This is a genomic window from Nonomuraea antimicrobica (assembly GCF_039536965.1).
Lineage (GTDB): Bacteria > Actinomycetota > Actinomycetes > Streptosporangiales > Streptosporangiaceae > Nonomuraea > Nonomuraea antimicrobica.
Map to the genome: position 1 here is coordinate 32,444 of NZ_BAAAZP010000074.1, position 26,846 is coordinate 59,289.

The 26,846-nt window shown below is 69.9% G+C and carries 21 protein-coding genes and 1 tRNA gene; 2 read left to right on the forward strand and 20 right to left on the reverse strand.

Translation table 11 applies throughout. From position 1 onward, the window contains the following. Positions 1–26: 26 nt before the first annotated feature. Together ABD844_RS18500 and ABD844_RS18505 are read right to left on the reverse strand one after the other, a co-directional pair. Positions 27–746: a hypothetical protein gene (locus tag ABD844_RS18500; RefSeq protein WP_344878767.1), complete on the reverse strand. Its 720-nt coding sequence runs from the start codon at positions 744–746 to the stop codon at positions 27–29. Between the two features lie 149 nt (positions 747–895). Further along, a complete protein-coding gene (locus ABD844_RS18505) occupies positions 896–2,224 on the reverse strand; it encodes an aminotransferase class I/II-fold pyridoxal phosphate-dependent enzyme (RefSeq protein WP_344878769.1) in 1,329 nt (442 codons plus the stop codon). 35 nt (positions 2,225–2,259) lie between these two features. On the opposite strand from ABD844_RS18505, the gene ABD844_RS18510 reads away from it, so the two are divergent. After that, on the forward strand, positions 2,260–2,880 hold the full coding sequence (locus tag ABD844_RS18510) for an FMN-binding negative transcriptional regulator (RefSeq protein ID WP_344878772.1): 621 nt from the start codon (positions 2,260–2,262) through the stop codon (positions 2,878–2,880). 524 nt (positions 2,881–3,404) lie between these two features. Here the strand turns inward: ABD844_RS18510 and ABD844_RS18515 are convergent. Then, positions 3,405–3,947, reverse strand: a complete 543-nt coding sequence (locus ABD844_RS18515; protein ID WP_344878775.1) for an SMI1/KNR4 family protein — start codon at positions 3,945–3,947, stop codon at positions 3,405–3,407. Between the two features lie 100 nt (positions 3,948–4,047). On the opposite strand from ABD844_RS18515, the gene ABD844_RS18520 reads away from it, so the two are divergent. Further along, positions 4,048–6,288: a tetratricopeptide repeat protein gene (locus tag ABD844_RS18520; protein ID WP_344878778.1), complete on the forward strand. Its 2,241-nt coding sequence runs from the start codon at positions 4,048–4,050 to the stop codon at positions 6,286–6,288. A gap of 75 nt (positions 6,289–6,363) precedes the next feature. On the opposite strand, the gene ABD844_RS18525 is transcribed toward ABD844_RS18520, so the two are convergent. The 17 genes from ABD844_RS18525 to gyrA form a co-directional block, all read right to left on the reverse strand. After that, positions 6,364–7,350 carry a hypothetical protein gene (locus tag ABD844_RS18525; protein WP_344878781.1) on the reverse strand — a complete coding sequence of 329 codons (987 nt, stop codon included), beginning with the start codon at positions 7,348–7,350 and terminating at the stop codon, positions 6,364–6,366. Positions 7,351–7,353: 3 nt separating this feature from the next. After that, entirely contained in the window at positions 7,354–8,256 is a 903-nt protein-coding gene (locus ABD844_RS18530; RefSeq protein WP_344878784.1) for a PfkB family carbohydrate kinase, read from the reverse strand. Beyond that, positions 8,253–9,260 (reverse strand): adenosine deaminase, encoded by a 1,008-nt coding sequence (locus ABD844_RS18535; RefSeq protein ID WP_344878787.1) that lies wholly within the window; start codon positions 9,258–9,260, stop codon positions 8,253–8,255. Before ABD844_RS18535 ends, ABD844_RS18530 begins: the two co-directional genes overlap by 4 nt. Beyond that, positions 9,257–10,219, reverse strand: coding sequence for a nucleoside hydrolase (locus ABD844_RS18540; RefSeq protein ID WP_344878790.1), 963 nt, complete (start codon positions 10,217–10,219; stop codon positions 9,257–9,259). Before ABD844_RS18540 ends, ABD844_RS18535 begins: the two co-directional genes overlap by 4 nt. Beyond that, a complete protein-coding gene (locus ABD844_RS18545) occupies positions 10,216–11,160 on the reverse strand; it encodes a nucleoside phosphorylase (RefSeq protein ID WP_344878793.1) in 945 nt (314 codons plus the stop codon). Before ABD844_RS18545 ends, ABD844_RS18540 begins: the two co-directional genes overlap by 4 nt. 2 nt (positions 11,161–11,162) lie before the next feature. After that, a complete protein-coding gene (locus ABD844_RS18550) occupies positions 11,163–11,567 on the reverse strand; it encodes a secondary thiamine-phosphate synthase enzyme YjbQ (protein ID WP_344878796.1) in 405 nt (134 codons plus the stop codon). An 18-nt stretch (positions 11,568–11,585) separates the two neighbouring features. Beyond that, the gene (locus ABD844_RS18555) at positions 11,586–12,710 is read right to left on the reverse strand and encodes an SIS domain-containing protein (RefSeq protein WP_344878799.1); all 1,125 of its coding nucleotides are present in this window, start codon (positions 12,708–12,710) and stop codon (positions 11,586–11,588) included. A gap of 43 nt (positions 12,711–12,753) precedes the next feature. Further along, positions 12,754–13,686 (reverse strand): carbohydrate kinase family protein, encoded by a 933-nt coding sequence (locus tag ABD844_RS18560; protein WP_344878802.1) that lies wholly within the window; start codon positions 13,684–13,686, stop codon positions 12,754–12,756. Between the two features lie 11 nt (positions 13,687–13,697). Continuing rightward, a complete protein-coding gene (locus ABD844_RS18565) occupies positions 13,698–15,842 on the reverse strand; it encodes an ADP-ribosylglycohydrolase family protein (RefSeq protein ID WP_344878805.1) in 2,145 nt (714 codons plus the stop codon). Then, entirely contained in the window at positions 15,824–17,974 is a 2,151-nt protein-coding gene (locus tag ABD844_RS18570; protein WP_344878808.1) for an ADP-ribosylglycohydrolase family protein, read from the reverse strand. Before ABD844_RS18570 ends, ABD844_RS18565 begins: the two co-directional genes overlap by 19 nt. Continuing rightward, on the reverse strand, positions 17,971–18,810 hold the full coding sequence (locus ABD844_RS18575; RefSeq protein WP_344878810.1) for a carbohydrate ABC transporter permease: 840 nt from the start codon (positions 18,808–18,810) through the stop codon (positions 17,971–17,973). The genes ABD844_RS18570 and ABD844_RS18575 overlap by 4 nt, the downstream gene beginning before the upstream one ends. After that, on the reverse strand, positions 18,807–19,727 hold the full coding sequence (locus ABD844_RS18580) for a carbohydrate ABC transporter permease (protein ID WP_344878813.1): 921 nt from the start codon (positions 19,725–19,727) through the stop codon (positions 18,807–18,809). Before ABD844_RS18580 ends, ABD844_RS18575 begins: the two co-directional genes overlap by 4 nt. A gap of 266 nt (positions 19,728–19,993) precedes the next feature. Next, positions 19,994–21,337: an ABC transporter substrate-binding protein gene (locus ABD844_RS18585; RefSeq protein ID WP_344878816.1), complete on the reverse strand. Its 1,344-nt coding sequence runs from the start codon at positions 21,335–21,337 to the stop codon at positions 19,994–19,996. A 336-nt stretch (positions 21,338–21,673) separates the two neighbouring features. Continuing rightward, complete coding sequence (locus tag ABD844_RS18590) at positions 21,674–22,438, reverse strand: GntR family transcriptional regulator (protein WP_344878819.1); 765 nt, start codon at positions 22,436–22,438, stop codon at positions 21,674–21,676. A gap of 883 nt (positions 22,439–23,321) precedes the next feature. After that, positions 23,322–23,395: transfer RNA gene (locus ABD844_RS18595), tRNA-Ile, on the reverse strand. 142 nt (positions 23,396–23,537) lie between these two features. Further along, positions 23,538–24,329 (reverse strand): DUF3566 domain-containing protein, encoded by a 792-nt coding sequence (locus ABD844_RS18600; RefSeq protein WP_344878822.1) that lies wholly within the window; start codon positions 24,327–24,329, stop codon positions 23,538–23,540. Between the two features lie 3 nt (positions 24,330–24,332). Beyond that, positions 24,333–26,831: a DNA gyrase subunit A gene (gene gyrA / locus ABD844_RS18605; protein ID WP_344878825.1), complete on the reverse strand. Its 2,499-nt coding sequence runs from the start codon at positions 26,829–26,831 to the stop codon at positions 24,333–24,335. Positions 26,832–26,846 lie beyond the last annotated feature (15 nt).

Below are 26,846 nucleotides of genomic sequence, written 5' to 3' on the forward strand. Positions count from 1 at the left end.
GGCACTCGCGCGGGAGTGGGAGGCGTTCAGACCAGTTTGAGCAGGACGTCGTGCAGGGTTTCGCGTTCGGGCTCGGACAGCACCTCGTACGGCGCCGCGGCCCGCCGGTTCGTCTCCGCCTCGATCCCGGTACGCAGGGGCCCGCCCGCCAGGCCGACGATCTCGGTCGCGGACAGGCCCGCCGCCTGCCAGGCCGCGGCGTGCGCGTCGGCGCGGTGGTAGCGAAGCGTGGCCAGCCGGTTGAACAGCAGCAGGCCCGGCCCCGCCCCGTCCGGCTCGTACGGCGGAGCGAGCAGCTCCAGCGCCCCGCCCGGCAGCCGTTCCGCCCCGTCGAGCATCCGGCCCATCAGCGCGGCCGGTCCCGCCAGGTCGTGGCCCGCCCAGGCGCGATGGGTGGCGGCGGCGTGCCCGTCGTACAGCCGGTGCACGAACTCCAGCCCCTTGTCCGTCAGCGACAGCCTCCCGTCGGCGTCCTCGGTCAGGGCTCCCTGGCTCAGGTGCTCCTGGAGGACCGGTTCGTGGTCGGACGGGTCGCCGTACCGGTGGATGACGGCCAGCGCGGGACGGGTCAGCGGGCGCAGGGGGAGCGAGAAGCGCAGGTCGTACAGGTACCCGGGGGTCAGTCCTGAGGTCGCGGCGAGGTCGGCGACGGTGCGGGCGGCCGAGGCGTGCACGTTGACGTGGGCGGCGTCGATGATCGGTGCGATGGACGCGGCATATTCCGATAGGTCCTGAAATTTCGGCATCGGGTTGATTATGGGGCGATAGGTTGCGGATCCGCAGGAAATCGCAACGCCCCTACGCCGAACCTGACCTCACGTCCAACCCTCCCGACCTGAGCTGAGCATTAGCCGACCTGAGGACTGGCCGACCTAAGAGCTGGCCGACCTGAGGGCTAGCCGTACCGCCCGCGGGCGGCCGGGCGCAGGGCGGCGGCCAGGTCGTCGGCGAGCGGCTCGATCTCCCCCACGTCCAGCGGCGAGACCGTCAGCCGTACGGCGGGCGGCGTGCCGATGCGGTTGCGGGCGCCCGGCGCGCAGGCCCATCCCCGGCCCAGCAGCCGGGTGATCGCGGCGGCCTCGTCCGCGACGGGGATCCACACGTTCAGCCCACTGCGGCCGTGGGCCGGGAGGCCGCGTTCGGCCAGCGCCGCCACCAGTCCGTCCCTGCGCAGCCCGTACGCCCTGGCCACCGCCGCGGTGTCCACCGCCCGCGTACGCCAGAGGTGGGCGACCGCCCGCTGCAACAGGTGGCTCACCCAACCCGCCGCCAGCCGCTGCCGTCCCCGCAGCCGATCGAGCGTGACCGGATCGCCCGTGACCGGCGCCAACCGCAGGTCGGGCCCGAACGCCTTGGCCGTCGAGCGAACGAGCACCCACCGCGCCGTGACCCCCGACAACGCGTGCAGGGGCAGGTCCACGAACCCGGACCCGTGATCGTCCTCGATCAGCAACACCTCCGGGTACGCCGCCAGCACCCCCCGCAACTCCCCCGCCCGCCGCGCGGAGACGGCGGCGCCGGTCGGGTTCTGGGCGCGGGCGGTGATCACCGCGGCCCGCGCCCCGCCCCGCAACGCCCGTTCGAGCTCGTCGGGCAGCGGCCCCTCGTCGTCCAGCCGCATCGGCACCGGCCGCAGGCCCATGACGCCGACCAGGTCGAGCAGGGCCGTCCAGCCCGGGTCCTCGACCGCGATCGCGTCACCGGGACGCAGATGGGCGGCCAGCACGCGCTCGACCGCGTCGAGGGTGCCCGACGTGATGGCCAGCGCCCCCTCCGGTGCGCCGTCGGCCCGCAGCCGTTCCCCGGCCAGGGCGATGAGCTCCTCGTCGTCGCCGGTGCCGTACATGGCGGGTCGTTCCTCGTGCGCCCGCGCCGCGGCGGCCAGCGCGTCGTGCAGCGGCGGGAGCAGCCGGGGATCGGGGTTGCCCTTGGACAGGTCGCGCACGCCCGGCGGCACCTCGATCTGGATCTCCTCCCTGAAGGTGCTGGCCGGACGCGGCCTGACGCGGGTCCCCCGGCGCCCGGCGGTCTCCACCACGCCGCGTTCACGCAGCAGCCGGTACGCGGCCGCCGCCGTACCAGGGCTGACCCCGGCCGCCACCGCCACCTCGCGTACGGGGGGCAACATCGTCCCAGGTGACAGCCGTCCCGCCGACACGGCCGCCTCGACACCCGCCGCGATCTCAGTGGCCGTCTCACCGACGATCCGGTATGTTTCTGACACAAAGCACATTATGTACTAATACAAAGGGGCTTCGCGTGCTTATTCACCCGTGGGACGCCGCTCGGGACTCCGACGAGTGGCGAAGCTGGCTGCGTACGCGCGACTTCGGCCAGATCGTGGCCAATGGCGTGGACGGCGCGGCACCCGTGGTCGTGCCGACGCACTTCCTGTTCGACGGACAGGAGGTCGTGCTCCATCTCGCCAGGCCCAACCCGATCTGGGCCGCGCTGGAGGCCGATCCGGCGGCGGTGGTGAGCGTGCACGACGACTACGCCTACATCCCGACCGGCTGGCGCGCCGACTCCCCCGAAACCGGCGTGCCCACCAGCTACTACGCCTCCGTGCAACTCGTCTGCCAAGCCGAGATCGTGGACGACAAGGAGGGCAAGGCCGACATCCTGCGCCGCCAGCTCGCCCACCACCAGCCCGATGGCGATCATGGGGAGGTGTCCGCCGACGGGGGCCCGTACCGGAAGATGCTGTCGGCGATCCGGGGGCTACGGCTGCGGGTCGTGGACGTACGCGCCAAGTTCAAGTACGACGACCGCCGCCCGGCCGAGTTCCGCGAGCGCGTCGCCGCCGGGCTCGCCGAGCGCGCCCACCCCGGCGACGCGGGCGCCCTGGCCCAGCAGCGCAGACGCGGCGCCACCAGCTGACCCGCGAGCCGACCGACCCACAGCCTGTGGATAAACAGCGCACTCTGTGGATAACCCTCTCCACCCCGGAGGCCACCCCACGCGCCGAATGCGGATGCTGTCAGGCCGTGGACACACCTGCTCGCAGCCCCTGCCGACCTCGCCCTTGGCCTACAGTTTCCCAGCTCAGAGCCCCATCGCCGACGCGCGGCGACCGCCCGCCCCACCTGGACGACCGCCCTCGCCCGACCTCCCGCACCCCGCTCCGACGCCCCTCTCCGCCCCCACATACCACAACCCACACCCTGTGGACGACGGAGCCCTTCCGGGGCATTCGCCCCGAGGTACGCAGCCGGTAGTGCTGATCCCAGTACGCCTGAGCCGCCGCCACGACCGCAGCGTGACGTCGAAGCCGATGTTGTAGGCGGAGCCCTCCGCCCAGAGCACCTCGAAGCTCCCGTCGGGGAAAGGCAGGTCCGCCATGGACGCACGGACGGGGCAGCCGCACAACCAACTGCCGAATGTTCAGGCTCAGTGAGTCTCGTTCACCGGCACATCGCGTCGATCAGATCCGGGAACTGCGGGAACTCCGTTCGTGCGGCGGTCACGATCTGGACGGGGACGCGGCGGCGGCCGGGTGCGTGCCGCTCGGCGATCGCCCGGAATGTCTCATTCGGCTGCTCAGGGGAGTCGGGGGCCCAGAAGGACTCGGCGGGGCCCAGCCCGGCGGCGAACAGCCAGAGGAGGTCGCCGAGATCCCCAGCGACCACTCCGTGCTCGCCCTCGGAGCCGATATAGACAACGGGCTGGTCGATGATCGCCGCGTCGGGCCGTACCAGCCAGAAGCCGACGTAGTCTCCCGCCCCGGTCTTGCCGAAGAAGCGGAACTCGCTGCCGTCGACCTCCTGGTTACCCGTCCACAGGCGGAACCACCACGCCGCCCGGTCGGGCTCCTGGAACCGATCGAACGGCTCGAAGTCACAGCCGCCGGCCTCTTCGGTCTCCTCGTCCCACTCCCACTCGAAGCCGACGTGAGCCACCTCGGCCAGGGCGGTGGGCAATGCGAGATCTTGGGATATGTCCGCCACGCCGAAAGAATAGGGGACCGCTCAAGGCCGCCGGCCAAGGGCGCGGACTGTGCGGGGGCGATCGGTCGACATCCGATGCCGACTTTCCTAGGGTCACAGTATGGATGTGGGCACGGGGCTGACCGCCGCCGGTCTCGTCGTCGCCGTCGTGGGCGCCGTGATCGCATGGCTCCAACTGCGGAGCGCGCAGCACACGAAACCGGCTCTGTCCCCCGGCCGCCCGAGCAACGGGCCAAACAAGGGACCGAACAATCCGCCGGCACCGCGAGCGAGAATCCTGCCACCCCCGCACGGACAATTGCCGGAGTTCCTGCGTGGCCGCGACTCCCTCCTGAACGAGCTGAGGTCCCTGGTTCGCCGGCCGGACGGGAAGACGCACGTGGTGTCCGGCCTGGGCGGCGCGGGAAAGACCACTGTCGCGCTTCAACTGGCCGCGGAAGTCCAGTCGGAGGGACGGCCGACGTGGTGGGTGTCCGCGACCGACTCGCATACGTTCGTCCTGCAGATGCTGAGCCTGTGCCGCGAACTGGGCGCCACGAGCGGCGAGGTCGAGGAGGCGCTGGAAGGGCGGCGCAATGCCGCCGACCTGGTATGGCGGTTCCTGGACGAGTCCGAGGGCTGGCTTCTGGTCATGGACAACGCGGATGATCCGCGCGTGCTCGACTCCGGGAACCAGCATGTCAGCGGCGGCAACGCCTGGCTGCGTCCGACGCGCGCCGGCCTGCTCCTGGTGACGAGCCGAGTGGGCGCGAGCGCCGAGTGGGGCCGACATGCCGAGGTGCACAGGATCGGCGCATTGTCGCCCCGGGACGGCGCACGCGTGCTGCTGGACATGGTGCCTTCGGCGGGGAGCCCGGCAGAGGCGGAGGAACTGGCGGAAAGGCTCGGAGGATTGCCGCTGGCGCTGCATCACGCCGGAATGCACCTCGCCGCGACTTTCACTGTGGAGCGCGATTTCATGGCCTATCGCGATGCGTTGGACGACGACTCGCACGGTTTGCTGCACCAAGGCGCCGATAATCGGTCGGACATGGCGACCACGTGGGAGATGTCGCTCAATTTGCTGGCGAGCCGGTCGGTCCCCCAGGCGCGTACGCTGCTCGGCGTCCTTTCCTGCTTTCCGGCTCCGCTGCCGGTTCCCGAATGGCTCATCGACCAGCGGGTGCTCGCCGACGAACTCGGCCTCGCCGGAAGTGGCCGGGTGGCCGACGGGCTGATGGCACTGCACTCGGTGGGGCTGGTCGAATCGGTGGGGCCGGTCGAACACGTCCGCCCGGCCGATCACGATGCGGCCGGCGTGGCCGTCCATCCGCTGGTGGCCGAGACGACCCGGCGCAACCTCTCAGGCAGCGAACTGGGCAGGCAGACCGCCACCGCGGCCGTCGCCCTCGTCACCGGAGCCGTCAGCCGGCTGAGCGTCGACCGGACGACCGACTGGCCGAGGTGGGCGGCGCTCTCGGCTCAGGTCCGCGGGATCTGGATGGCCGTCGTCAAGGATCTGGACGATGCCGGCCTCGCGGCCCTCGCCTCGAGCACGGCCATGTGCGCGATGGGATCGACGTACGGGGGCTCGTACCGCTCGGCCCTGGAATTGACGATGGTGGCCTTGGACAGGCTCGAAGACCGGCTGCCCCCGGACAACCTGGCCGTCCTCGACCTTCGGCACCGGCACGCCAGCGCGAAGATGTTCCTGGGCTTCGCCGTGGAAGCCGAGGAGGAGTTCCGCGGGATCCTCGCGGACCGAACGCGGGTGCTCGGCCCCGACCACCCGAAAACGCTGGCGATCCGCCACAACCTGGCACGCGTACTGGCCGACCAGGAACGATTCGACGAGGCTCTGACACAGTTCGAAGACGCCCGCGAAGCCAAAGCGCGAGTCCTCGGGCCGGAGGATCCCGACACGCTGGCCACGCGGCACGAGGCGGCTCGGGTCCTGCTGGCCCAGGGCAAGGGCGCAGAAGCGGAGGCCGAGCTGCGTGCCATCCATAACATCAAGGTAAGAGTCCTCGGCCCTGAACACCCTGACACGCTTGTCACCCGGCACGAGATCCCTCGTTCGCTCCTGGCTCAAGACAAACCGCAGGAGGCCGAGACCGAGCTACGAGACCTCCTGCGGCTTCGCCGCCGATTGCTGGGTGAGGACCACCCGCACGTTCTGACCACGGGAAACCTGCTGGCGCACGCGCTGGAGGCGCAAGGACGACACCCCGAGGCCATCGAACAGTTCGGCCAGATCCTCGATGCTCGACGACGGATCTTGGGCTCCGACAACACCTACACCCTCGCAACTCAGGAAGCGCTGTCGAAGCTGCAGGAGAAGACGGCTCACACCAGCCCATGAGCAGGCGCCGGAAAGCCGTGCCCGCGTCGCTGCCGACCTGTCGCCGGGTCCTGAGCGCTGGTCGCCTTGGGCGGGCTACTCGCCGAGCTTGATGTGCTGGGCGTCCATGGGGACGGCGCCGCCGCGGAAGGGCGGGCGGTGCCAGTGGATCGCGGCCTCGTGGCAGGCCGCCGCGCCTGCCGCTCCCAGCGCGACATCGACGCCGTCGGCCGAGGCGGAGGCCGCCACGTCCCCGAACAGCCGCATCGCGTCCACGGTGATGATGTCGTGGCCGTTGGCGCGCAGCGCGGCGGCGAGGCGGTCGTGGCGGTCCAGCCCGGCGCGGCCGATCAGGTCGATGGTGCAGTGCGGCTGCGGGCCGACGAAGAAGTCGACGTGGCCGCTCTCCTCCAGCGCCACGGCGCGGGTGGCCACGCCCGCGGCCTCGATGAGCTTCAGCATCCAGAAGTCACCGGCGCTGCGCAGGTCGGGCAGGGTCAGCACCGTTGCGGACGAAGGAGCGGTCTCGGGCCAAAGCAGCGGCGTTCGCGCGTGTTCCCGGGCGAACGCCGCCAGCAACCCGCCGACCTCGCGACCGAAGCCGGTCAGGTCGCGGCCGCACAGGCCGAGCACGCCGGCTGACAGGGAGACGTACCCTGCGGCCGGGATCTTCTCCGTCACCTGCGGCAGGGGCACCAGGCGTACCTGGTCGGCGGTCTTCACCAGGGCGGATTCGCCGTTGGTGGTCAGCGCGACGGTACGCAGGCCGGCGGAGCGGGCGATGCGCAGGGCCAGCACCGTCGCGCCGGTGTTGCCCGACTGGGAGACGCCGACCACCGTGTCGCACCGGGGCGGGATCTCCCCGGTCCAGGCGATGTCACCCGCCGACAGTGCCCGGTGACCGTACCGCTGCGCGAGGAGCGCGGCGGCGAGCGAGTCGCCCGAGCCGACGAACACGGCGTTCCCGAGGTCGCCGCGGTCGTCCGGGCTCGGGGCGGCGGGAGAGTTCAGGGCGGGCAGGGACTCCAGGGCGGAGGCCAGGGTGGTGAGTTGTTCGGCGGCGAGCGCCGGTTCGGACGTCACTGCTTATCCTTCCTTCGTGATCGTGACACCGGGCAGCGGTGCGGTGAGCGGGGTATGCCCGGGGAGTGCGCGATGGCCGACCCCGGACAGGACGATCCTGGCCGCGCTGACCCCGTACGCGGTCGCCTCGGCCACGTCGGCTCCGGCCGCCAGCGCGGCGACGGTGGCGCCGGCCATCGTGTCGCCCGCTCCGGTCGTGTCGATGATGTCGTCGCCGCCGATGGCCGAGTCGCGTACCGTCCAGGACGGACCCGCCGGATCGGCGACGTAGGCGCCTTCGGCGTCCAAGCGGGCGACGACTGCGAGGTTCAGCCGTACGGCGAGCCGCCTGGCCGCGACGCGCGGCTCGGGGTGCAGGGCGGCCAGTTGCACCCGGCTCGGCAGCAGCACCCCCGAGGCCACACTGATCGCTTCCCAGTACGCCCAGCCAAGCTTGCTCACCTGCGATTGATCCGGGTCGACGCCGACGACGGTCCGCTCGTCGTAGCGGCGGTCGAGCTGGGCCGGCGAGCAGAACAGCAGGCCATCCAGGCCGGTGAAGAAGCCAGGCGGAATCGGGCCGGGCGCGGAGACGGTGTCGTCCGCCTCGGCGATCTCCATGCCGGGCGGCGGCGCGGTCGTCACCACGCGGCGGCCCTGCGGCGAGTCGAGCAGCCAGACCCGCACCGGGTCCGGTACGGGCGTGCAGGCGGACAGGTCGACGTCGGCGGCGGTGAGGGTCTCGGCGAACTCCTGGACCGAGTCCGGCAACTCGCACCGCAGCCGCGCCCGCGTGCCGGCGACGAGACGCGCGCCCAGGGCGGCGTACAGGCCGGGGCCGCCGAGGCGGTCGTAATGCGCCGGCCGTCCGACCCGCACGATGTGGTCCACGGAGAGGCCGCCGACGACACCGACCAGCGTGGTCATCGGCTCCCGCCCGGTGCCATGGCTTCGGCCGCGGCCTCGATCTCCGCCAGCAGGTCGTTCTTGCGGGTGCGGTCGAGGAAGGACGCCTCGATGGAGTTCTCCGCCAGTTCGCGCAGGTCGGCCGGGGTCAGATCCAGTGCGCGGGCCGTCGCGCCGACGTTGTCGTCCAGGTAGCCGCCGAAGTACGCGGGGTCGTCGGAGTTCACGGTCACGTGCAGCCCGCGCCGGAGCATCTCCCGGAGCGGGTGCGCGGCCAGATCCGGCACGACGCGCAGCCGTACGTTGGACAGCGGGCACACCGTCAGCGGGATCCGCTCGGCCACCAGGCGGTCGACCAGGCGGTCGTCCTCCAGGCAACGGACGCCGTGGTCCACGCGTTCCACCCGCAGGACGTCCAGGGCCTCCCAGATGTAGGACGGCGGGCCCTCCTCACCGGCGTGCGCCACGCAGTGCAGGCCCTCGGCCCTGGCGCGGTCGTAGACGGCGGCGAACTTGGACGGCGGGTGACCGACCTCGGCGGAGTCCAGGCCGATGCCCAGGATCGGCGTGCCGAGGGCGAGGATGCGGTCGAGGGTGCGCAGGGCGTACTCGGCGTCCAGATCGCGCAGGAACGCGATCAGCAGCCCGGTGCTGACGCCGTGCTCGCGCTCGCTGGAGGCGAGCGCGGTGGACACGCCCTCCAGCACCGTCTCCAGCGCGATCCCGCGGTCCAGGTGCGCCTGGGGGTCGAGGAACACCTCGGCGTGCCGCACCCCGCCCGCCGCGGCGCGGGCGAGGTAGGCCGTGGTCATGTCGGCGAAGTCCTCGGCGGTCCGCAGCGTCGCCATGTTCGCGTAGTACAGGTCGAGGAAGGACTGCAGGTCGGTGAAGTCGTACCGGCGGGCCAGGTCGGCGACGTCGGCGTAGGGGAGGGTCACCCGGTTGCGCTCGGCCAGCGCGAAGATCGTTTCGGGTTCCAGTGTGCCTTCGAGGTGCAGATGGAGCTCCGCGCAGGGCAGGGTCACGACGCGCCGCCCGGCTCGGCCGTCAGTGCGTCGACGAGCATGGTCAGGATCTTGTTGTGGTCGGCGCTCACGGCGACGTTCAGCAGCGGCAGGTGGTCCCAGCGGAAGTGCTCGCGCTCGTCGACGACGGTCTGCCCGAGCGTGGCGGTGCCCGCGGTCTCGACGGTGACGTGCAGTTTCTGGGTGGTGAGCACCGACGGGTCCAGACAGGCGGCGACGGCCATCGAGTCGATCAGCCCGCAGTACGAGTCGAACCCCATGTCGCGCACGTAGTCGGCGATGTCGAGCAGGAACGCCGCCTCCGGACGGTCGGACGTCGCGAGCCGTTCGCGGTCCTCCGCACGCAGGTCGAGGTCGGGGTGGGTGACGACGTCCAGCCCGAGCGCGGTGATCGGCACGCCCGACTGGAAGACGTGCTGGGCGGCCTCGGGATCGACGTAGACGTTCCACTCGCTCACGGGGTTGTCGCCGGTGGCGCGGGTGTAGGCGTACCGGTTGCGACCGAAGGCGCCGCCGATGAGGTAGACATGGGCGATCCTGGTCGCCAAAGACGGGTCGCGCATGAGGGCCAGGGCGAGGTTGGTGAGCGGGCCGAGGGCCAGGACGGTGATCTCGCCGGGGGCGGCGTTCACCACGTCGGCGATGACGTCGGGGGCGAACCGCGGGTCCAGAGGCGTGGACGAGGCGGCCAGGCCCGTGTTGCCGAGCCCGTCGTCGCCGTGCGAGAACGGGTCTCTCGGGTAGGGGCGGACGAGAGGCGTCTGCGTCCCCCGCGCCACCGGGATCGACTCCGCGTCGAGCAGTCGCAGCACGCGCAGCGCGTTCGCGGCCGCCCGGTCGGCCTGCAGGTTGCCCGACACGGCGGTCAGCGCCTTGATGTCGAGCCCGGCGCGGCGCGCGAACATGATCGCTACCGCGTCGTCGATGCCCGGGTCAGTGTCGATCAGTACGGACCTCATACGCCTTCCTCTTGGATTCCGAGCCGGGGCAGCCACATGGGCAGCCCGGCCGCTTCGGCGGTGCGGTCGAGCCGGTGGAGGAGCGCGATCCCCTCCAGTGCGACGTCGATCGCGGTGATGTGCCCGGCGCCCGCCTGGAAGGTCGCGCCGGTGCTGATGTTGTCGGCGACCGAGCAGATCGATCCGCCGCGCCGTCCGAAGAGCTGCGCGAGCGTCACGATCGCCGCGGACTCCCTGTCGCCGTTGAGCACCCCGGCCCTGGCCCAGTCGTCGACGACAGTGGTGTGCCAGGACTGCAGGTAGCCGCCGACGCCGGGCCGGCCGCCGGCCACGAAGTCGCTGTCGGTGGACCGGGTGACGCCGACGTGGTACGGCGCGCCCGCGTCCTGGGCCGCCTGCGTGAGGGCGAGCACGACCAGCGGATGGCTGGCCGCCGGCCAGGACGACGGCACGTACGCCGCCGTCATGCCCTCGTCGCGCACCACGCCGGAGGCGATGACCAGGTCGCCGGGACGTACCTTCGGGTGCATGCCGCCCGAGCCGCCGACCCGGAGGTACGTGGTGGCCGAGGTGTTCTCCAGCAGTTCGTGCATGACGAGCTCCGCCTCGGGAGAGCCGGAACCGCCGGAGACCACGCTGACCGACGCGCCCCGGTACGAGCCGGTCCACATGCTGAACATGCCCGACCGGCCGACGACCCGCGCGCCGTCCAGCTTCGCGGCGATCTGCTCGGCCGGGTCCAGGTCGTACGCGCACAGCGGGTCTCGCACCGTGACGATGACGTACTCGCCGACCTGGGCGGGGTCGACGCGCGTCAGCGCCGGGCGTCCGTCGACGTAGAGCCCGCGAAGCGGGACGTGCGCCGCGTGGTCGTAGCGTTCGAGCACCTTGCGGTTGAGCGGGCCGACCGACGACAGATCGTTCGGGTCCGGGCTGCTCACCGCTACTGCCCCACGACCTGGACGTGGAACTGCCGGTTACGCGGCCCGTCGTGCTCCATGAAGTACACCTTCTGGGAATGGCCGAGCAGCGGCGCGCCGTCGGTGACGATCAGCGACAGGGACGTGCCGATCAGGGTGGACTTGACGTGACCGGCGGCGTCCTGCGGCGTGTCGTGCTGGTGCTTGAAGTCGATCCGGGTCGGGATCCACCGGTTGACCTCGTCCATCACGTCGACCAGGCCGAGAGGGTCGGGGAAGGAGATGATGCCGACGCTGGCGGTCGTGTGCGGCAGGCTGACCACTGCGACGCCCTCGCGGACGCCGCTTTCTGTCACCGCCTTGACGACCTCGTCGGTGATGTCGATGGCACGGTTGCCGTCGGTGCGGAGCTGGAATGTCGCGACCATGGGAGTGGGGAAAGCCTTTCAGGAGTTGGCGAGCGGCACGGTGATCCGGCTCGATCGGGTGGTCGAGCCGTCGGCTGAATCCGCCCATCCGTCCCGGCCGCCGCGACCGGGCTCCTCGCCGCGCAGCCGCATCAACTCCTCGGCGAGGAGCGCGAGCGGCACGATGTGCAGCAGCGGCTGCCACAGCTCGCGCACACCCGCCGCGTACGGGAGGTGCACGCCGGTGAGCGGCTGGTCGGAGACGGTGACGGTGGGACGGCCCAGCTTCTCCAGCAGCGCAGCCACCTCCTCGGCGCGGGACCGGGCGGCACCGTCACCGGGCGTGGTGAGGACGACCGGAATCGAGGTGTCTGCGGTGAAATACTCCAGGTGCGCGAACTCCTCGACGTCCTGGTCCCGGGCGGAGATCCCGGTGGCTTCGAGGACCTTCGCCGCGCCGTAGCCCGCGCTCGCCCGGGAGGGGCCGGACCCCAGGTACTGGAGCTGTGCCCGGTCGCCCCAGTCCGCGGCGAGGCGCGCGACCACGGGCGCGGCCTCGGCGACGGTCTGGTCGACGGCGTCGGCGAGCGCGGCCAGCTCGCGCCGCAGCGCGCCCGCCTCGTCCATCGTGTAGCGTCCGCGTACTTCGCCGCTGCGGATGGCGAGGTGGAACAGGCCGAGCAGGCTCATGGCGTAGGACCGCACACCCGGCGCCGCCGCGAAGGGCGGCGCGGCGACCGGAAGGACCTTGTCGGCCGCGGCGGCGAGCCTGCTGTCGGCGGCGGCGGTGACCGCCACCACGAAGTTGCCCAACGCCTGAGCGGTACGCGCCGCCTCGACGACGCGGGCGACCTCGCCGGAGTTGGAGACCGCGACGACCAGGGGCCGGAACCGCCGGCCGCCCGCGAGGTCGCCGATCCGGTACCGGGCGGCGGTGAGGGCGTCGTCGGCGAAGCACGGCAGCCCGGTCAGCTCCTGCCAGGCGAACTGGGCCGCTCGGGCCGCGAAGAACGAGTCCCCGCATCCGGTCAGGAGCACCAACTGGAGCGCGTGGTGGTCCGGTGTGCTGATCGTGCGCCGGGCGTGGTCTTCCACCTCCCAGGTCGTGTCGCGGATCAGCGCGCCCAGGCTTTCGACCTGGGCGCGGAGAGCGGTGTGTGTCATGCGAAATCCGATCGTGATGGGTCGGGAACTGTCGGAAAGAGGGTCAGATGGCGTGGTGGGTGACCGGGGTCAGCGCGGTCCGCTGCTCCAGCAGCTCCGCCCGTGCCGGGCCGTGGGCCGCGGGCGGCCCGTACTGCTCGATCACGAGCGACGCCGCCGCGGCCGCGCGGCGGGCGGCGAGCACGAGGTCGCCGGTGTCGACGAAGGCGGCGAGTAACGCGCCACTGTGGCTGTTACCGGCTCCGGTGGGATCGACGACGGGGCCGCTGGGGGCGACGCCGACGTGCGTCAGCTCACCGCCGTCGCACAGGATGGTCCCGGCCGCGCCCATCCGCAGGCTGACGCGCGCGGCGCCCGCCTCGGCGAGCATGGCGGCGCAGTCCGCGGGCTGCTCGACGCCGCACAGCCCGCGGGCTTCCGTCAGGTTGACGGAGAAGATGTCCACCTCGCGGAGCAGGACGCTGACCTGGTGGAAATGGTCCGGGTCACAGACGTCGGCCGAGATCTCCCAGAGCACCGGGCAGCCGGCGGCTCGGGCGTGGGCGATCACGCCGTCCCAGTCGCGGGGATCGACGCCGGCGAACAGATAGAGTCCGCGCAGCGAGCCCCAATCGGCGGGAATGTCGGCGATCCTGGGCGCCATGCTCGCGAAGTGGTCCAGCCCCAGCAGGGGGATCTCGCTCCGCTCCCCATCGGCGCGGTAGACGACCCTGGACCGGGGGGTGCGCTCCCCCTCCACCCTGAGCGCCGTCGTGACGATCCCCCATGCGTCCAACCGGTCGAGATCGGCCCGCCCCAGGTCACGGCCGATGCCGGAGATCAGACCGGCCGGACGCTCGCCGGCCGTGGCCGCGCCGAGGGCGGCGTAGAACCCGGCGCCGCCGAGCAGGCCGGGCACTTCGGCACCGTCGGCGAGCACCAGATCATCGATGATGAGGCGGCCCAGCACGGCGTATCCCGGACCGGGTTCCCTCATCGTGTCGTCCGTCATGCCGGCCGCCGTTCTGGCCGGGTCGCGGCGATGGCGATCCCGTCGGCGAGCATGGTGCCGCGTTCGATGAGGAAGCCGGCCCCGCCGTGCCGGTAGGGCATCGTCGTGTCGGTCGCGTGGAGTACGCGTTCCCCGTCCACCAGCAGCTCGATCTCGCTCCCCGTGCACGACAGCCGTACGTCGTAACCACGGTCCTGCTCGTACGGCCAGTCGCAGGCCGCCAGCACCTGCCGGTGGCGATCGCGCTGCTTGACCAGGCTGACGCGGGAGCCGCCGGAGAACACGGCCGCGTAGAAGCGGCGATGGCCCGCGCTGCGCACGACGAGGCCGCCGCTGTCGTGCAGGCTGAACATCAGGGTCGAGCCGGCGGAGTAGTCGTCCCAGTCGCGGCTGCCGATCGTGACCACGCCCAGCTCCCCCGGGTGCGACACGGAGTAGCTGTAGCCGAAGTCGGCCTCGAAGTTGCGTGCCGACGCGACCCAGGCGTCCAAGGGCACCGGGTGGGTGTCCCAGATGGACGACAGGAGGACGCCCGACTGGGTGAAGCGCGTGGGCGCGCCCCGCCAGTCGACCTCCTCCACCGTGACAGTGCCGTCGAACCGCTCGGCGGAATCCAGCTCGATGCCGAACCTGAACAGCAGGTCGGCGCCCACATCGGGCACCTGCCAACGCAGTGTCACCGGCTCCTGCCCCAGCACGAACGGCTCGCTGACGCTGCGCCGGATCTCGCCGCCGCGGTGGTGCAGCACGTACAGGCGCGCGGACGGCGCGGGCGACCGGTCCGCGCGGATCCGTGCCGTGACCACCTGCCCGGGGTAGAGGGACGGGCTGGCCACGGTGGAGAAGTTCGTCATCCGGTCGGCGGGGTCGAGGAAGACCGGGGTGGACGCGGCGGCGGTGAGCCCCGGGCCCAGCCCGCGGCAGCGCAGGAGCAGACCGGCGCCGCTGGTCCCCTCCACCTCGACGGCCGGGTGGGCGGCGCCGGCGTAGGGGCAGCTCTGGAAGCCCTGGACCGAGCCGCGGTACCGGAAGCCGAACCGGGGGCCGGCGTCGTCCCCAAGGTCTTCCCCGAGGCTTTCCCCACGGGCCCGGGCCGCCGCGCGTACGATCTGGTCGGCCTCGCGCACGGCGTCGGAGACGCACGCGCCGCCGTCCGCGGTGACGACGAGCAGCCGGTCGGCGACGGCGGCGCGCAGGTCCACCTGCGCGGTCAGGGCGTCCAGGCCGAGCCGTACGCCGTTGAGGCTGCCGACGCAGCCGGCGTTGCTGTCGGTGTCGAAACCGGCCGACGAGGCGATCATGACGGAGCGCTGGAAGTCGTCGCCGCCCAGCAGCAGGGCGGCCAGCGTCATGGCGTGGTTGGGCACCACGTGGCAGGGTCCGGGATAGTGGCGGTAGCCATGCCGCCGATCGATCCGGTCGCGGACCGCGCGCCAGTCGTCCTCCTTCGCGCAGAGATCGACGACGTCGTCGATCACCCGCTGGAGGAGAGGCGAGGTGACGTAGCCGCGGCACTGCTCGATGAGCCGGTGCAGGTCCGTGACGTCGAAGGCCAGGGCCCGCAGCGCGCCGAGGAACGCGGCGGCCTCGACGGCGATGCCGTCGTGGCTGACCGAGGCCGCCCGGCGGACCAGCGCGGCGGCGCGTTCCGGATCGCCCGGGTGCATCATCGAGAAGGCGTCGCTGAAGATCTGCGAGCCGACCTGCTCCGACAGGGTGTGCCCGTTCATCTCGGCCGACCCGCTCGCGGGCGCGGTGACTCCGGCGCGCAACCGGAGGAAGGCGGTGTGCTCGGTCGAGCGCCCCAGGCCGCCCCACCACAGGATCGTCTTGTCCTCGATGACGTAGTTCAGCCAGGTGTCGCCGATCTGCTCGGCGGTCGGTTCGGGGTCGGGCCCGTTGTCGGCGACGGCGCGGAAGAAGGCGAAGGTGCCGGAGATGTCGTCATCGGCGACGATCAGCGGGAGGCCCAGGGCGGAGTTGATGTAGTACGACAGCTCCCCGAACCGGGTCTGGATGTCCTCGTACGGCCAGCCCTCGACCGGGCGGCCGAGGTAGACCCCGATTATCTTGCCGAGCACCCCGGCGTAGATCGCCTCGGCGTAGTCGGCGGCTGACTTGCTCACCTGCGTGGTTCCCATCTCTGCACGGAAAAGCCGCGGGCCAGGATCGCCCCGCGGTCGACGACGAGCCCCGCTCCGCCGCCGGCGTAGGCGTCTTCGCGGGCTTCCGCGACCACGGCGCCGTCGACCAGGAGCGACAGCCTCTCGCCGAACAACCTGAACTCCAGGTCGCGCACGTCGTCGATGCGATGGTCGACCGGGGCGCTCGCCAGTACGGTCTGCGCGCCGTCACGACGGCGGACGATCAGGGCACGCCCCGCCGACAGCAGCCCCGCGTAGTAGCGGCGATGGCCGCGCGCGCGGCCCACGAGCCCGGCCGCGTCCTGCTGGTTGAAGGTGATGCGCGAGGCGACCGAGTAGTCCGACCAGTCCGCGGTGCCGATGGTCACGATCCCGTTCTCCTCCGGATGCGAGAGCGAGAACGTGGTCGTGTAGTCGGGTGCGAGGTTCGCCGCCGAACTGGTGAAGGTGCGCAGCCAGGCGGTGTCGGTCGTCCACGGGGTCAGATCGGGCGAGAGCTCCTCGGCCATGCCGAGGCGGAAGTCCTCGGGAGCGCCGGCCCAGTCGAGGTCGACGAGGGTGACGCTGCCGTCGAGGCGGGCGCCGGAGGTGAACTCGATGCCCAGGCGGTAGACGGCCTTCCCGCCGGTGTCGGGCAGGGTCCAGCTCACCCGGTTGACGCCCACGGCCAGCGGCCGGCGCTCGGCCCGGCGGGTCTCCACGACCTTGTCGTCGCCGTAGACGTCGATGAAGAAGTTCATCGCGGGCGCGCGGTCGCCTCGTACGTCGAGGGTCGCCCGCACGGTCTGCGTGCCGTACAGGGAAGGGCTGCCGACGACCTCGAAGTAGCTCGTCCCCGCCACCCCCGTCGACCGCGGATCGCAGTAGGTCTCGACCGAGATGTCGGCGCGCGTCCCGGGGGCGAGCGCGCGGAAGGCGGCCGTCAGCCCGCGGCCGGTGTTGGTCAGGGACGTCAGCGCCTGGTCGAGCCCGGCCCCCGGGTAGGGCATGAAGCCCTGGGTGGAGCCGGGGAACTCGAAGGCGAAGCGCGGAGTGACCGGTGGAACCGGCTCGCCGCGCAGTTCGGCGCCCGCGGCGAGGATCTTGCGGGTCTCCCGTACGGCGTCGGTCACGCACTCGCCGCCGTCGGAGCTGACGGCGAAGAGCCGGTCGGCGACCGGGGTACGCAGGTCCGCGCCGGCCGAGAGCCCGGCCAGGCCCAGCCGGATGCCGTTGAGGCAGCCGACGTTGCCGGTGTTGCTGTCGGTGTCCCAGCCGGCCGAGGTGCAGATGGACAGGCTGCGCTGGAAGTCGTCGCCTCCCATGAGCAACGACATCAGCACCGCGGCGTGGTTGGTCTGCATCGGGCTGTTGCCGGGATAGTTCGCGTAGCCGTGCCGGTCTTCGATCCAGTCCCTGACCTCGCGCCAGTCGTCGGTGGCCGAGCACGTGGTCACCACCTCTTCGACGAGGCGGTGCAGCCGGGGTTCCGTCACGAACTCCAGGCCGCGTTCGATCAGGGTCGTCATGTCCCGCTCGGTGAAGGCAAGCGCCTCCATCGCCGCGATCAGGCACGCGGCGTCCACGGCCAGTTCGTCGTGGCTGACCGAGGCGGCGGCCCGCGCGAGCGCTGCGGCGCGCTCAGGGTCACCAGGGCTGACCAGGCCCCAGCCGTCGACGAAGATCTGCGCGCCCACCCCCTCCGCCATCGACCGCCCGTTCAGGGCGATCGAGCCGGTGGCGGGCGGGATGACGCCCGCCTTGAGCCGCAGGTACGCGGTGTGCTCGGTGGACCGGTTGAGCCCGCCCCACCACAGGATCGTCCTGCCCTCGATCGCGTAGTTCAGCCAGGTCGACCCGACCGCCGCCGCGTCCAGCGGGCGGACGTCGGGGTGGTCGGCGAGGGCGCGGAAGAAGACGAAGGTGCCGGAGATGTCGTCGTCAGGGACGATCAGCGGGACGCCCAGGCTCTCGGCGACGTAGAACTCGATGGCGCCGAACCGTTCGCGGATCGCCGGGTAGCTCCAGCCCTCGACCGGGCGGCCGAAGTACACCCCGATGATCTTCCCGAGCACGCCCGCGTAGGTGCGCTCGGCGATCGTCTCGTCGTACGGCGCGGGGGGCGCCACCGCCGATACGGAGATGGTCATCCCTTCACCGAGCCGCTGACGAATCCGTCGACGAAGTGCCGCTGGAGCAGGATGAAGACCACCATGATCGGCGCCACCAGGATCACGGCACCGGCCATCATCACGCCCTGGTCGGTGCTGAACGTGCCGTTCATCGACAGGTACCCCAAGGTGGCGGTGATGCTGGACTCCTCGCCGCCCTGCAGGAACGTGGAGGTGATCAGGAACTCGTTCCAGGCCATCAGGCCCACGATCGTGGCAACGGTGATGAGCCCGGGCGAAACCACCGGCAGCATGACCGAGCGCAGCAGTTGGAAGGTGTTCGCCCCGTCCACCAGGGCGGCCTCCTCGACCGACTTTGGAATCTTCAGGAAGAAGGTCCGCATCAGGAACACCGAGAGTGGCATGTTGATGGCGGCGATCACCACACCGACGGCGACGACGTTGCCGAGCAACTGGAGCTGGGCGAAGACGTAGTACAGCGGGAAGAGGAAGAGCTGGATCGGCACCGTCATGGCCACCATGAAGTAGATCATCACGGCGGGCCAGACGCGGATCTTCTTCCCGGCCAGCACGTATCCGGCCAGGGACGAGCAGACCAGCACGACGACCACGGTGGTGAAGGTCAGGATGAAGCTGTTGACGAAGCCCTGGGCGAAGTGGCCGTAGTTCCACGCCTCGGCGAAGTTGTCCAACCGCAGCTCGGTCGGCGGCGCCAGCGGGTTCGCGGTCACCTCCGACGAGGTCTTGAAACTGTTGATCAGCACCAGCAGCAGCGGGAACAGCGCGGTGGCCGCGAAGGCGACCAGCAGGACGTGGCCGACGATGACGGCGACGTGCTTCATCCGGCCCCTCATGCGTTCAGGTCCTTTCGGCTCAGCCAGGTGTAGACGAACGACGAGATCAGCCCGAAGAAGCTCATGACGAGACCGACGGCCGCGGCCTTGCCGAACTGGAAGCTCGCGAAGGCGAAGCTGTAGGCGTAGGTGCTGAGCATCTCGGTCGCGTGCGCGGGGCCGCCCTGGGTCAGCAGCCACACGTAGTCGAACGCCAGGAACGAGAAGATGATGATCATCACCCACATGAGCTGCATGGTCGATCTGATGTTGGGCAGGTAGACGAAACGGAACACCTGCCAGCCGTTGGCGCCCTCGACCAGCGCCGCCTCGACCTGTTCGACGGGGGTCTGCCGGAGCGCCGCGAGGTAGATGACGGTGAGGAAGCCCCAGAAGTGCCAGATGTCGACGGCGGCGATCGCGTAGATCGCGGTGTTCAGGTTCGACAGCGGGGTGCCGAGGTCCAGCCCGTGATCGTTGGCGTATCCGACGACGCCCGAGATCGGGTTGTAGATGATGTTCAGCCAGAGGATCGCATTGGTGATCGGCGCCAGCACGTACGGCACGAGGAAGACGACCTGGTAGACCGTTCGGGACCGCGGCCTGGTCAGCAGCAGGAGCGCGGTCAGGAGCCCGATGCCCACCGGGATCGTCAGGAACAGCAGCATCCACCGGAGGTTGTTGCCGAGGGCGGTGGTGAAGACCGGGTCGTCCAGGATCTCGGCGAAGTTCGCCAGGCCGATCCACTGTGCCTGCAGGCCGATGCCGTCCCAGTCGGTGAACGCGGCGACGGCGGTCATGACGCCCGGCACGACGACGACGAAAGCGGACAGCAGCACCGCCGGCGCGATGAGCAGGTAGAACTTCAGCGTGCCGCGCCCGCGGCGAGACCGTCTGTGCGACGCTCCCGCGGGGTCGGCACCGGATCGACGCGCCATGGCGCCATTGCCACGGCGTGTCGCCCCCTCGACTGCGGCCAATTTCCCTCCTCGATTCAGGCGGCCGGCGCGGAGACGGGCACCTCTTGGGCCCGTCTCCGCCCGGCTCGTTTCTCCGCGGCACCGGAGCTTCCGCAGAGCCGGACAGCTTCCGCGGGACCGGAGCCTCCGCGGAGCCAGACAGCTCCTGCGGAGCCGGACAGCTTCTGCGGGACCGGACACCGGCGGCGGGTCCGGTCAGCGGATCGTCGTGACGGTCTGCCTCGTCAGCCCTGAGCGGCCGGCTCGGGGATCGGCGGCACCAGCTTCTTGTCGAGCTCGGTCTTGAAGGTGCTCTCCACCTTGGACAGGAAGGACTGCGCGGAGGTCTGACCCAGCCACACCGAGTCGATGTTGACCATCTCCTGCTGCGTGGCCGGCGGGAAGAACGTCGCGGTGAAGTAGCCGAAGTCGCCCTTGTTCACCGCGTCGCTCATGTCCTGGATCGCGAGGATGTACTGCTTCGACAGCCCGGTGAAGTCGTCCGGGTTGGCGTCGAGCGTCTTCAGCGGCGCGCCCCAGTAGCCCGGCCAGACCGCGGTCATCTCCTTGGAGAAGTCCGCGGACATCATGTAGTTGATGACCTCGGCCGCGCCGTCCTTGTTCGGCGAGGCGGCGTTGATCGACAGCGACGCGGTGGAGCCGAGCGTCCACAGCGGCGACGGGAGCTTGGCGTCGACGTTCGGGAACGCCGTGAATCCGAGGTCGTCGACGTTGCCGCTCTCCGCGTTGAAGTAGTCGGTCGCGAACTGGAAGGCCAGCGACGGCCCGATGAAGAAGGGGGACTTCCCGTCCTTCAGCAACTGCATGGCGTCGGTGAAGTTGAGGTTGCTGTAGTCCTCGCCCGCCAGGTAGCCGTTCTTGAAGAAGTCGGCGGAGTCCTGCACCGCCTTCACGATCGCCGGGTCCGTCCACGGGATCTCGCCCTTGAGTGCCTTGTAGACGGCCTCAGGCCCCGCGGCGTGGGTGAGGAAGAGCGAGGAGTAGTTCTCGTTGACCGGCTTCCAGCCCTTGTTGCCGGTCACGGAGGCGTACAGGCCGGCCGCCTTCGCCTTGTCCATGGTGGCCTGGAGATCGGCGAACGTCGTGGGGACCTGGGCGCCGAGCTGGTCCAGCACCTTCTTGTTGTAGAAGATGCCCAGGGTGTTCAGCGAGTTGGGCAGCGAGTAGAGCTTGCCGTCGACCGTTCCCGCCTCGTACATGGGCGCGAGGATCTTGTCCTTCCAGCCGTACTTCTGCGCGTACGCGTCCATGTCGGCGAGCTTCCCCTTGGCGACGTAGGCCGCGGCGAAGGACGGGCCGGAGCCGTACACGATGTCCGGCCCCTTGCCCGCGGTGAGCGCCACCTGCACGTTCTGGTCGACGTTGTTGTTGAACGTGACCGTCAGCGTGTACTTATTCTGGGCGGCGTTGAAGCCGTCCACCAGGATCTTCTTCATCGCGTCCTGGTGGGCGGGCGGCGCGCCCCAGAACCAGAACTGGAGATTCTGGCGGCCGCCCGAGTCTGCGGCGTCCGAGCCGCCGGACGAGCAGGCGCTGAGCGCCATCGTCGCAATACCCAGCGTGATCATTGCCGATCGCCATTTGGTAACCAAGGGCATCCTGACCTCCGATACGACATGGATGCGCACTGTGGGATGCGGCCGGGCTGCGACGACGAAGTAGCCGGCCGGACTTCCTGAGCCGCCACACACGGGGTCGGCTCGATGCGTCCTGAGACATGGTTTGTTGTATTGAGGTCAGTACGTTAATTCCGCGCCAGGCAGGCGTCAAGACCGCACGAGGGGGTTTTGTACGTATTGCCGGAAATGTTCAGACCCAACCAAAAGGTACGTCCGGATGCCTGGACAGTCCAGGAAGGGGCCATGTGCGGCCTGGTAAGAGGTATGGACTGGTACGCGCCGCTGTCAGATGTCGGTCGCCGGCTCGGCGTGGTGCACGAAGCGGAAGCGCACCCGCCCGCCCACCCACGAGGTCCTGGAGACGTCGATGATCTCGCCGTTCCGCTGCCGGCTGCGCGCGACGACGACGAACAGCGGAGCGTCGACGTCGGTGCCCAGCAACTGGGCGTCGGCGGCGCTCGCCAGGACCGTCTCGAGCGAGTTGTCGACCTCGGCGGGGAGGATCCCGTAGCGCTCGCGCAGGGTGAGCGAGAGAGAGCCCTCCATCAGGGGCTCCTTCGACAGCCCGGGGGCGAGCCGGGGCGGAACCCAGGATTCGCTCAGGCCGATCGCCTGGGAGTCGACGCACTGCAGCCTGCGGAGGTAGACCAGCTCCCCCGTCAGGGCCTCGTCCGGAAACCGGCGCGCCAGGTCGGCGGGGAGCTTCTCGTACGCCGCGACTCCGAGCTGGCGCGAGACGGCGTCGTGCCCAGCACCCCTGACCCGGTCGCGCCACGGGGCGCTGAGGGCGAGATCGTGCTGGACGAGGTCGGGCCTGGGCGAGACGAACGTGCCAACGCCCTGTCGGCGCTCCACGTAACCCTCGGCGGCGAGGTGGGCCAGCGCCTGGCGGATGGTGATCCGGCTGACGTCGAAACCCACCGCCAGCTCCTGCTCGGAGGGCAGCCGCTCACCGGCGTCCAGCGCACCGGCGTCCATCTGACGGCGGAGGATCTGCGCCACCTGCGCCCACGCGGGGACCGGAGAGGATCGATCGACACCTTCGGGCACCGCAGCCGTCCTTTCCGTCCGCAACAAGACCGACCTCGCGTTTTTACCTGACCGTAATAGTCATCATATCATCATGATGACTAGCCTACCTGTCGCGACTTCCGAGCAGAGCCCGGAGGCCTGACGGGTATATCAGATGGAGGCCGGTCCTATTGTCCACGAATGCCAGATGAGCCGGACCCCCGACCAACGGTCACAGACCGAGGGAACGGAGGGCAGTGGGAGCATGAGCAACATGGTCCTCCAAAGCGTGATGGCCAGGACGAGCAGGTTGAGTGCGACATCGCACCCGTGATTCCTCGGGGCCTGCCCTCCGCCGAGGCGAGTATGAAACCCACAACCCCAACGTCGCGAAGAAGACCGCCCGCGAACACAAGATCCACAAGAAACGACAGTGGCGCTGCACTGGGATCACGTGGACCTGGTCGGCGATCTCGCCGTTATTCCACCTGTACCACCGCACATCGCTGTGTGGCGTTCCGTACGGAACGGCGGGGACACCAAGACGCGCAAATCTCGCCGTACGCTCGCACTCCCAGAACTGCCACGTTGCCGGCCAACCCGGCAAGCAGATTCGCGCCTACGACCATGGCAGTACGGACCCAGGCCGTCAGTCGCTCTCTGAGTTTCGGCATCGTCCCGCCTCCCGTGGGATTCCGATCATCCAAAGGGGCGACGATCCCGGAGGAAGCACGCTGGCAGACGACAGCGGACACCAGTGGGCTATGAACGTGACTGACAGACCATGCTGCCAGGCCCAACCCAGCAGCCACGGCTCATACTGGCGATCAGGCACCCGGCTCGGGAACCGTAGTCACGCAGGTAGTCACTCAGAAGATCAAAAAGGCCATTTCCGATCTCCGGAAATGGCCTCTGAACTGGGTGGGGCTACCAGGACTTGAACCTGGGACCTCTTCCTTATCAGGGAAGCGCTCTAACCGTCTGAGCTATAGCCCCGCTCGCACCCCGAACGCTATCGCATCCGCCTTGGAGAAGGCGAACCGATTGTTCGGACGAGGAAAAGCTTACCGCCTTCGGCGGGCTGCTCGCGCCGTACGCTCCCCTGGAGCACGGCGCGAGCACCCGGCCGCAGCAGCCCCTATTCGGCCTCGCTGAACGTCACCTCGACGCCGCCCACCAGGTCGGAGGCGATGTTGTAGATGACCGCCCCCAAGGTGGACAGGGCAGTGATCAGTACGACGTTGACCGCCCCGATGAGTGCCGTGTACCCCAGAATCCGGACCGGCTCGAACCAGGACGCGATGTCGATCGGGATGGAGTTCTGGCCGCCCTCGCCCTGGCCGAGCTGGTTGACCAGGTCGACGATGGAGTCGAACACGCCCAGCGCCGACAGCACGCCGTACAGGACGGCCACGGCCACGAACAGCACCACGAAGCAGACCAGGGACACCACGAAGCTGAACTTCATGGCCGACCACGGCTCGACACGGCGCAGGACCAGATGGGCCTTGCGGGGGAGCCGGCCGCCGGAGGAGTTTGACCCCTTCTTCTTGTTGGTCAGCTCGACGACGGGCGGGGCCTCGGTGGCCAGCGACGGACGGATGCGCACCGTGTCGTTGCCCTCCGGCTGCCCGGGGCCGCCCTGCGGGCCGCCGGGTCCGGCCCCGACGGGCACGCGAGGCCCGCCGGGCCCGTTCGGGCCGGAGACAGGGCCAGGGCCCGGAGCAGGTCCGGTGACGGGGCCGGGCGCACCCGGCTGACGCGGCGATGGCCTGCCGTCGTCCTTGCCCGGCAACGGCCCACCCTGAGCGGGCGAGGTGTCGCGGCCGTCATCGACCGCGTCGAAGATCTCGGTTTCTCTGGGCTTCTTCGGTTGTTGTCCGTTACCCGAAGCCGCCTTGGTCCTGGCGGAGCCACCCTGGGCGCTCATGAACTATTCTCCTCCCCCGTCTTCCTCATTTTCCACCGAAGTCTCCATGGACTCCGCGTTCCGGGCGAGGGCCACCACGCTGTCGCCTTCAGCGAGATTCATCAATCGCACTCCCATGGTCTGGCGGCCGGACTGCTTGATCTCTCCGGCACTCGTCCGGATCACCCCGCCGGCGGACGTGATCGCGAAGACCTCATCCTCTGGGTTGACCATGACGGCTCCGACCAGCTTGCCACGGGAAGTCACGATTTTCGCCGTCAGCACACCCCTACCGCCACGTCCTTGAACTGGATACTGCTCCACTGGCGTCCGTTTTGCGTACCCACCCTCGGTAGCGATAAGCACATCTTGACCGTCGGCGATCCGATTCATGGCGAGAAGTTCGTCACCTTCGAGGAACCTCATGCCGATGACACCGCTGGTCGCCCGCCCCATGGGACGGAGCGCGTCGTCGGAGGCGGTGAACCGGATCGACTGCGCGCCCTTGGAGACGAGCAGCAGGTCGTCGGACTCGGAGACCAGGCGGGCTCCGATGACCTCGTCGTCCTCCCGCAGGTTGATCGCGATCAGACCGCCCGATCTGGGGGAGTCGTATTCGGACAGGCGGGTCTTCTTGACCAGCCCGCTGCGGGTGGCGAGGACGAGGTAGGGGGCGACGTCGTAGTCGCGTAGGTCGAGAACTTCCATGACTGTTTCGTCGGGCTGCATGGCAAGAAGGTTCGCAAGATGCATGCCCCGGGCGTCACGACCTGCGTCGGGCAGCTCGTACGCCTTGACGCGGTAGACCCGGCCCTTGTTCGTGAAGAACAACAACCAGTGGTGCGTCGTGGTGACGAAGAAGTGGTCGACGATGTCGTCCTGGCGGAGCTGCGCCCCGCGTACGCCCTTGCCGCCCCGCTTCTGGGCCCGGTAAAGGTCGGTACGGGTGCGCTTGGCGTAGCCGCCCCTGGTGATCGTGACGACGATCTCTTCCTCGGCGATGAGGTCCTCGATGGACATGTCACCGTCGTAGGCGATGATCTCGGTCTGCCGGTCGTCGCCGAAGCGGCCGACGACCTCCGCCAGCTCCTCGTTGATGATCTCCCGCTGGCGGCTCTCGCTGGCCAGGATCGCGTTGTACTCGGCGATCTGGGTCATCAGGGACTCGTACTCGTCCTGGATGGCCTGCCGCTCCAGGGCGGCCAGCTTGCGGAGCTGCATGTCGAGGATGGCCTGAGCCTGCACCTCGTCGATCTCCAGCAGCCCCATGAGGCCCTGCTGGGCGGCGGAGGCGGAGTCGGAGGCCCGGATGAGGGCGATGACCTCGTCGAGCCGGCTGAGCGCCTTCAGCAGGCCGCGCAGGATGTGCGCCCGCTCCTCGGCCTTGCGCAGCAGGTAGCGCGTCCGGCGGACGATGACCTCGATCTGGTGCGCCACGTAGTGCCGGACGAACTGGTCGAGCCGTAGCGTCCGCGGCACGCCGTCGACCAGGGCCAGCATGTTGGCGCCGAAGGTGTCCTGGAGCTGGGTGTGCTTGTACAGGTTGTTGAGCACGACCTTGGCGACCGCGTCGCGCTTGAGCACGATGACCAGGCGCTGCCCCACCCGCGAGGAGCTCTCGTCACGGACGTCGGCGATGCCGGTCAGCTTGCCCTCGCGCACCAACTCGGCGATCTTCAGCGCGAGGTTGTCGGGATTGACCTGGTACGGCAGCTCGGTGACGACCAGCGCCTGCCGCCCCTTGTCCTCCTCGACCTCGACCACGGCCCGCATGGTGATCGAGCCGCGCCCGGTGCGGTAGGCGTCTTCGATGCCGCGCCGGCCCACGATGAGCGCCTTGGTCGGGAAGTCGGGCCCCTTGACCAGCCTGATGGCCGCTTCGAGCAGCTCTTCGTCGCCGGCCTCCGGGTTTTCCAGCGCCCACTTGACCGCCGCGGCGACCTCGCGCAGGTTGTGCGGCGGGATGTTGGTCGCCATGCCGACCGCGATGCCGCCCGAGCCGTTGACCAGCAACTGCGGGAACCGCGCCGGCAGGACGTCGGGCTCCTGCGACTTGCCGTCGTAGTTGGGACGGAAGTCGACGGTCTCCTTGTCGATGTCGCGCAGCATCTCCATGGCGATGGGCGCGAGCTTGCACTCGGTGTAGCGCATCGCCGCGGCCGGGTCGTTGCCCGGCGAGCCGAAGTTGCCCTGGCCGTCGACCAGCGGGTAACGCAGCGACCACGGCTGCGCCAGGCGTACCAGCGCGTCGTAGATCGAGGTGTCGCCGTGCGGGTGGTAGGTGCCCATCACGTCGCCGACGACGCGGGCGCACTTGAAGTAGCCGCGGTCGGGACGGTAGCCCCCGTCGTACATCGCGTAGAGCACGCGCCGGTGCACGGGCTTGAGACCGTCGCGCACGTCCGGCAGCGCCCTGGACACGATGACGGACATCGCGTAGTCCATGTAACTGCGCTGCATCTCGGACTGGATGTCGACCGGCTCGATGCGCTCAGCCGGGGGAGTGGTGTTCACGTCCGTCACAGGTAAAGGTCCTTC

What these genes read in the sequence shown, in the direction of transcription:
- ABD844_RS18565 (WP_344878805.1), bottom strand. Translation starts at nt 15,842, where the DNA reads ATGGGAACCACGCAGGTGAGCAAGTCAGCCGCCGACTACGCCGAGGCG.
- ABD844_RS18500 (WP_344878767.1), bottom strand. Translation starts at nt 746, where the DNA reads ATGCCGAAATTTCAGGACCTATCGGAATATGCCGCGTCCATCGCACCG.
- ABD844_RS18585 (WP_344878816.1), bottom strand. Translation starts at nt 21,337, where the DNA reads ATGATCACGCTGGGTATTGCGACGATGGCGCTCAGCGCCTGCTCGTCC.
- ABD844_RS18600 (WP_344878822.1), bottom strand. Translation starts at nt 24,329, where the DNA reads ATGAGCGCCCAGGGTGGCTCCGCCAGGACCAAGGCGGCTTCGGGTAAC.
- ABD844_RS18520 (WP_344878778.1), top strand. Translation starts at nt 4,048, where the DNA reads ATGGATGTGGGCACGGGGCTGACCGCCGCCGGTCTCGTCGTCGCCGTC.
- ABD844_RS18580 (WP_344878813.1), bottom strand. Translation starts at nt 19,727, where the DNA reads ATGGCGCGTCGATCCGGTGCCGACCCCGCGGGAGCGTCGCACAGACGG.
- ABD844_RS18560 (WP_344878802.1), bottom strand. Translation starts at nt 13,686, where the DNA reads ATGAGGGAACCCGGTCCGGGATACGCCGTGCTGGGCCGCCTCATCATC.
- ABD844_RS18550 (WP_344878796.1), bottom strand. Translation starts at nt 11,567, where the DNA reads ATGGTCGCGACATTCCAGCTCCGCACCGACGGCAACCGTGCCATCGAC.
- ABD844_RS18540 (WP_344878790.1), bottom strand. Translation starts at nt 10,219, where the DNA reads ATGAGGTCCGTACTGATCGACACTGACCCGGGCATCGACGACGCGGTA.
- ABD844_RS18530 (WP_344878784.1), bottom strand. Translation starts at nt 8,256, where the DNA reads ATGACCACGCTGGTCGGTGTCGTCGGCGGCCTCTCCGTGGACCACATC.
- ABD844_RS18555 (WP_344878799.1), bottom strand. Translation starts at nt 12,710, where the DNA reads ATGACACACACCGCTCTCCGCGCCCAGGTCGAAAGCCTGGGCGCGCTG.
- ABD844_RS18575 (WP_344878810.1), bottom strand. Translation starts at nt 18,810, where the DNA reads ATGAGGGGCCGGATGAAGCACGTCGCCGTCATCGTCGGCCACGTCCTG.
- ABD844_RS18570 (WP_344878808.1), bottom strand. Translation starts at nt 17,974, where the DNA reads ATGACCATCTCCGTATCGGCGGTGGCGCCCCCCGCGCCGTACGACGAG.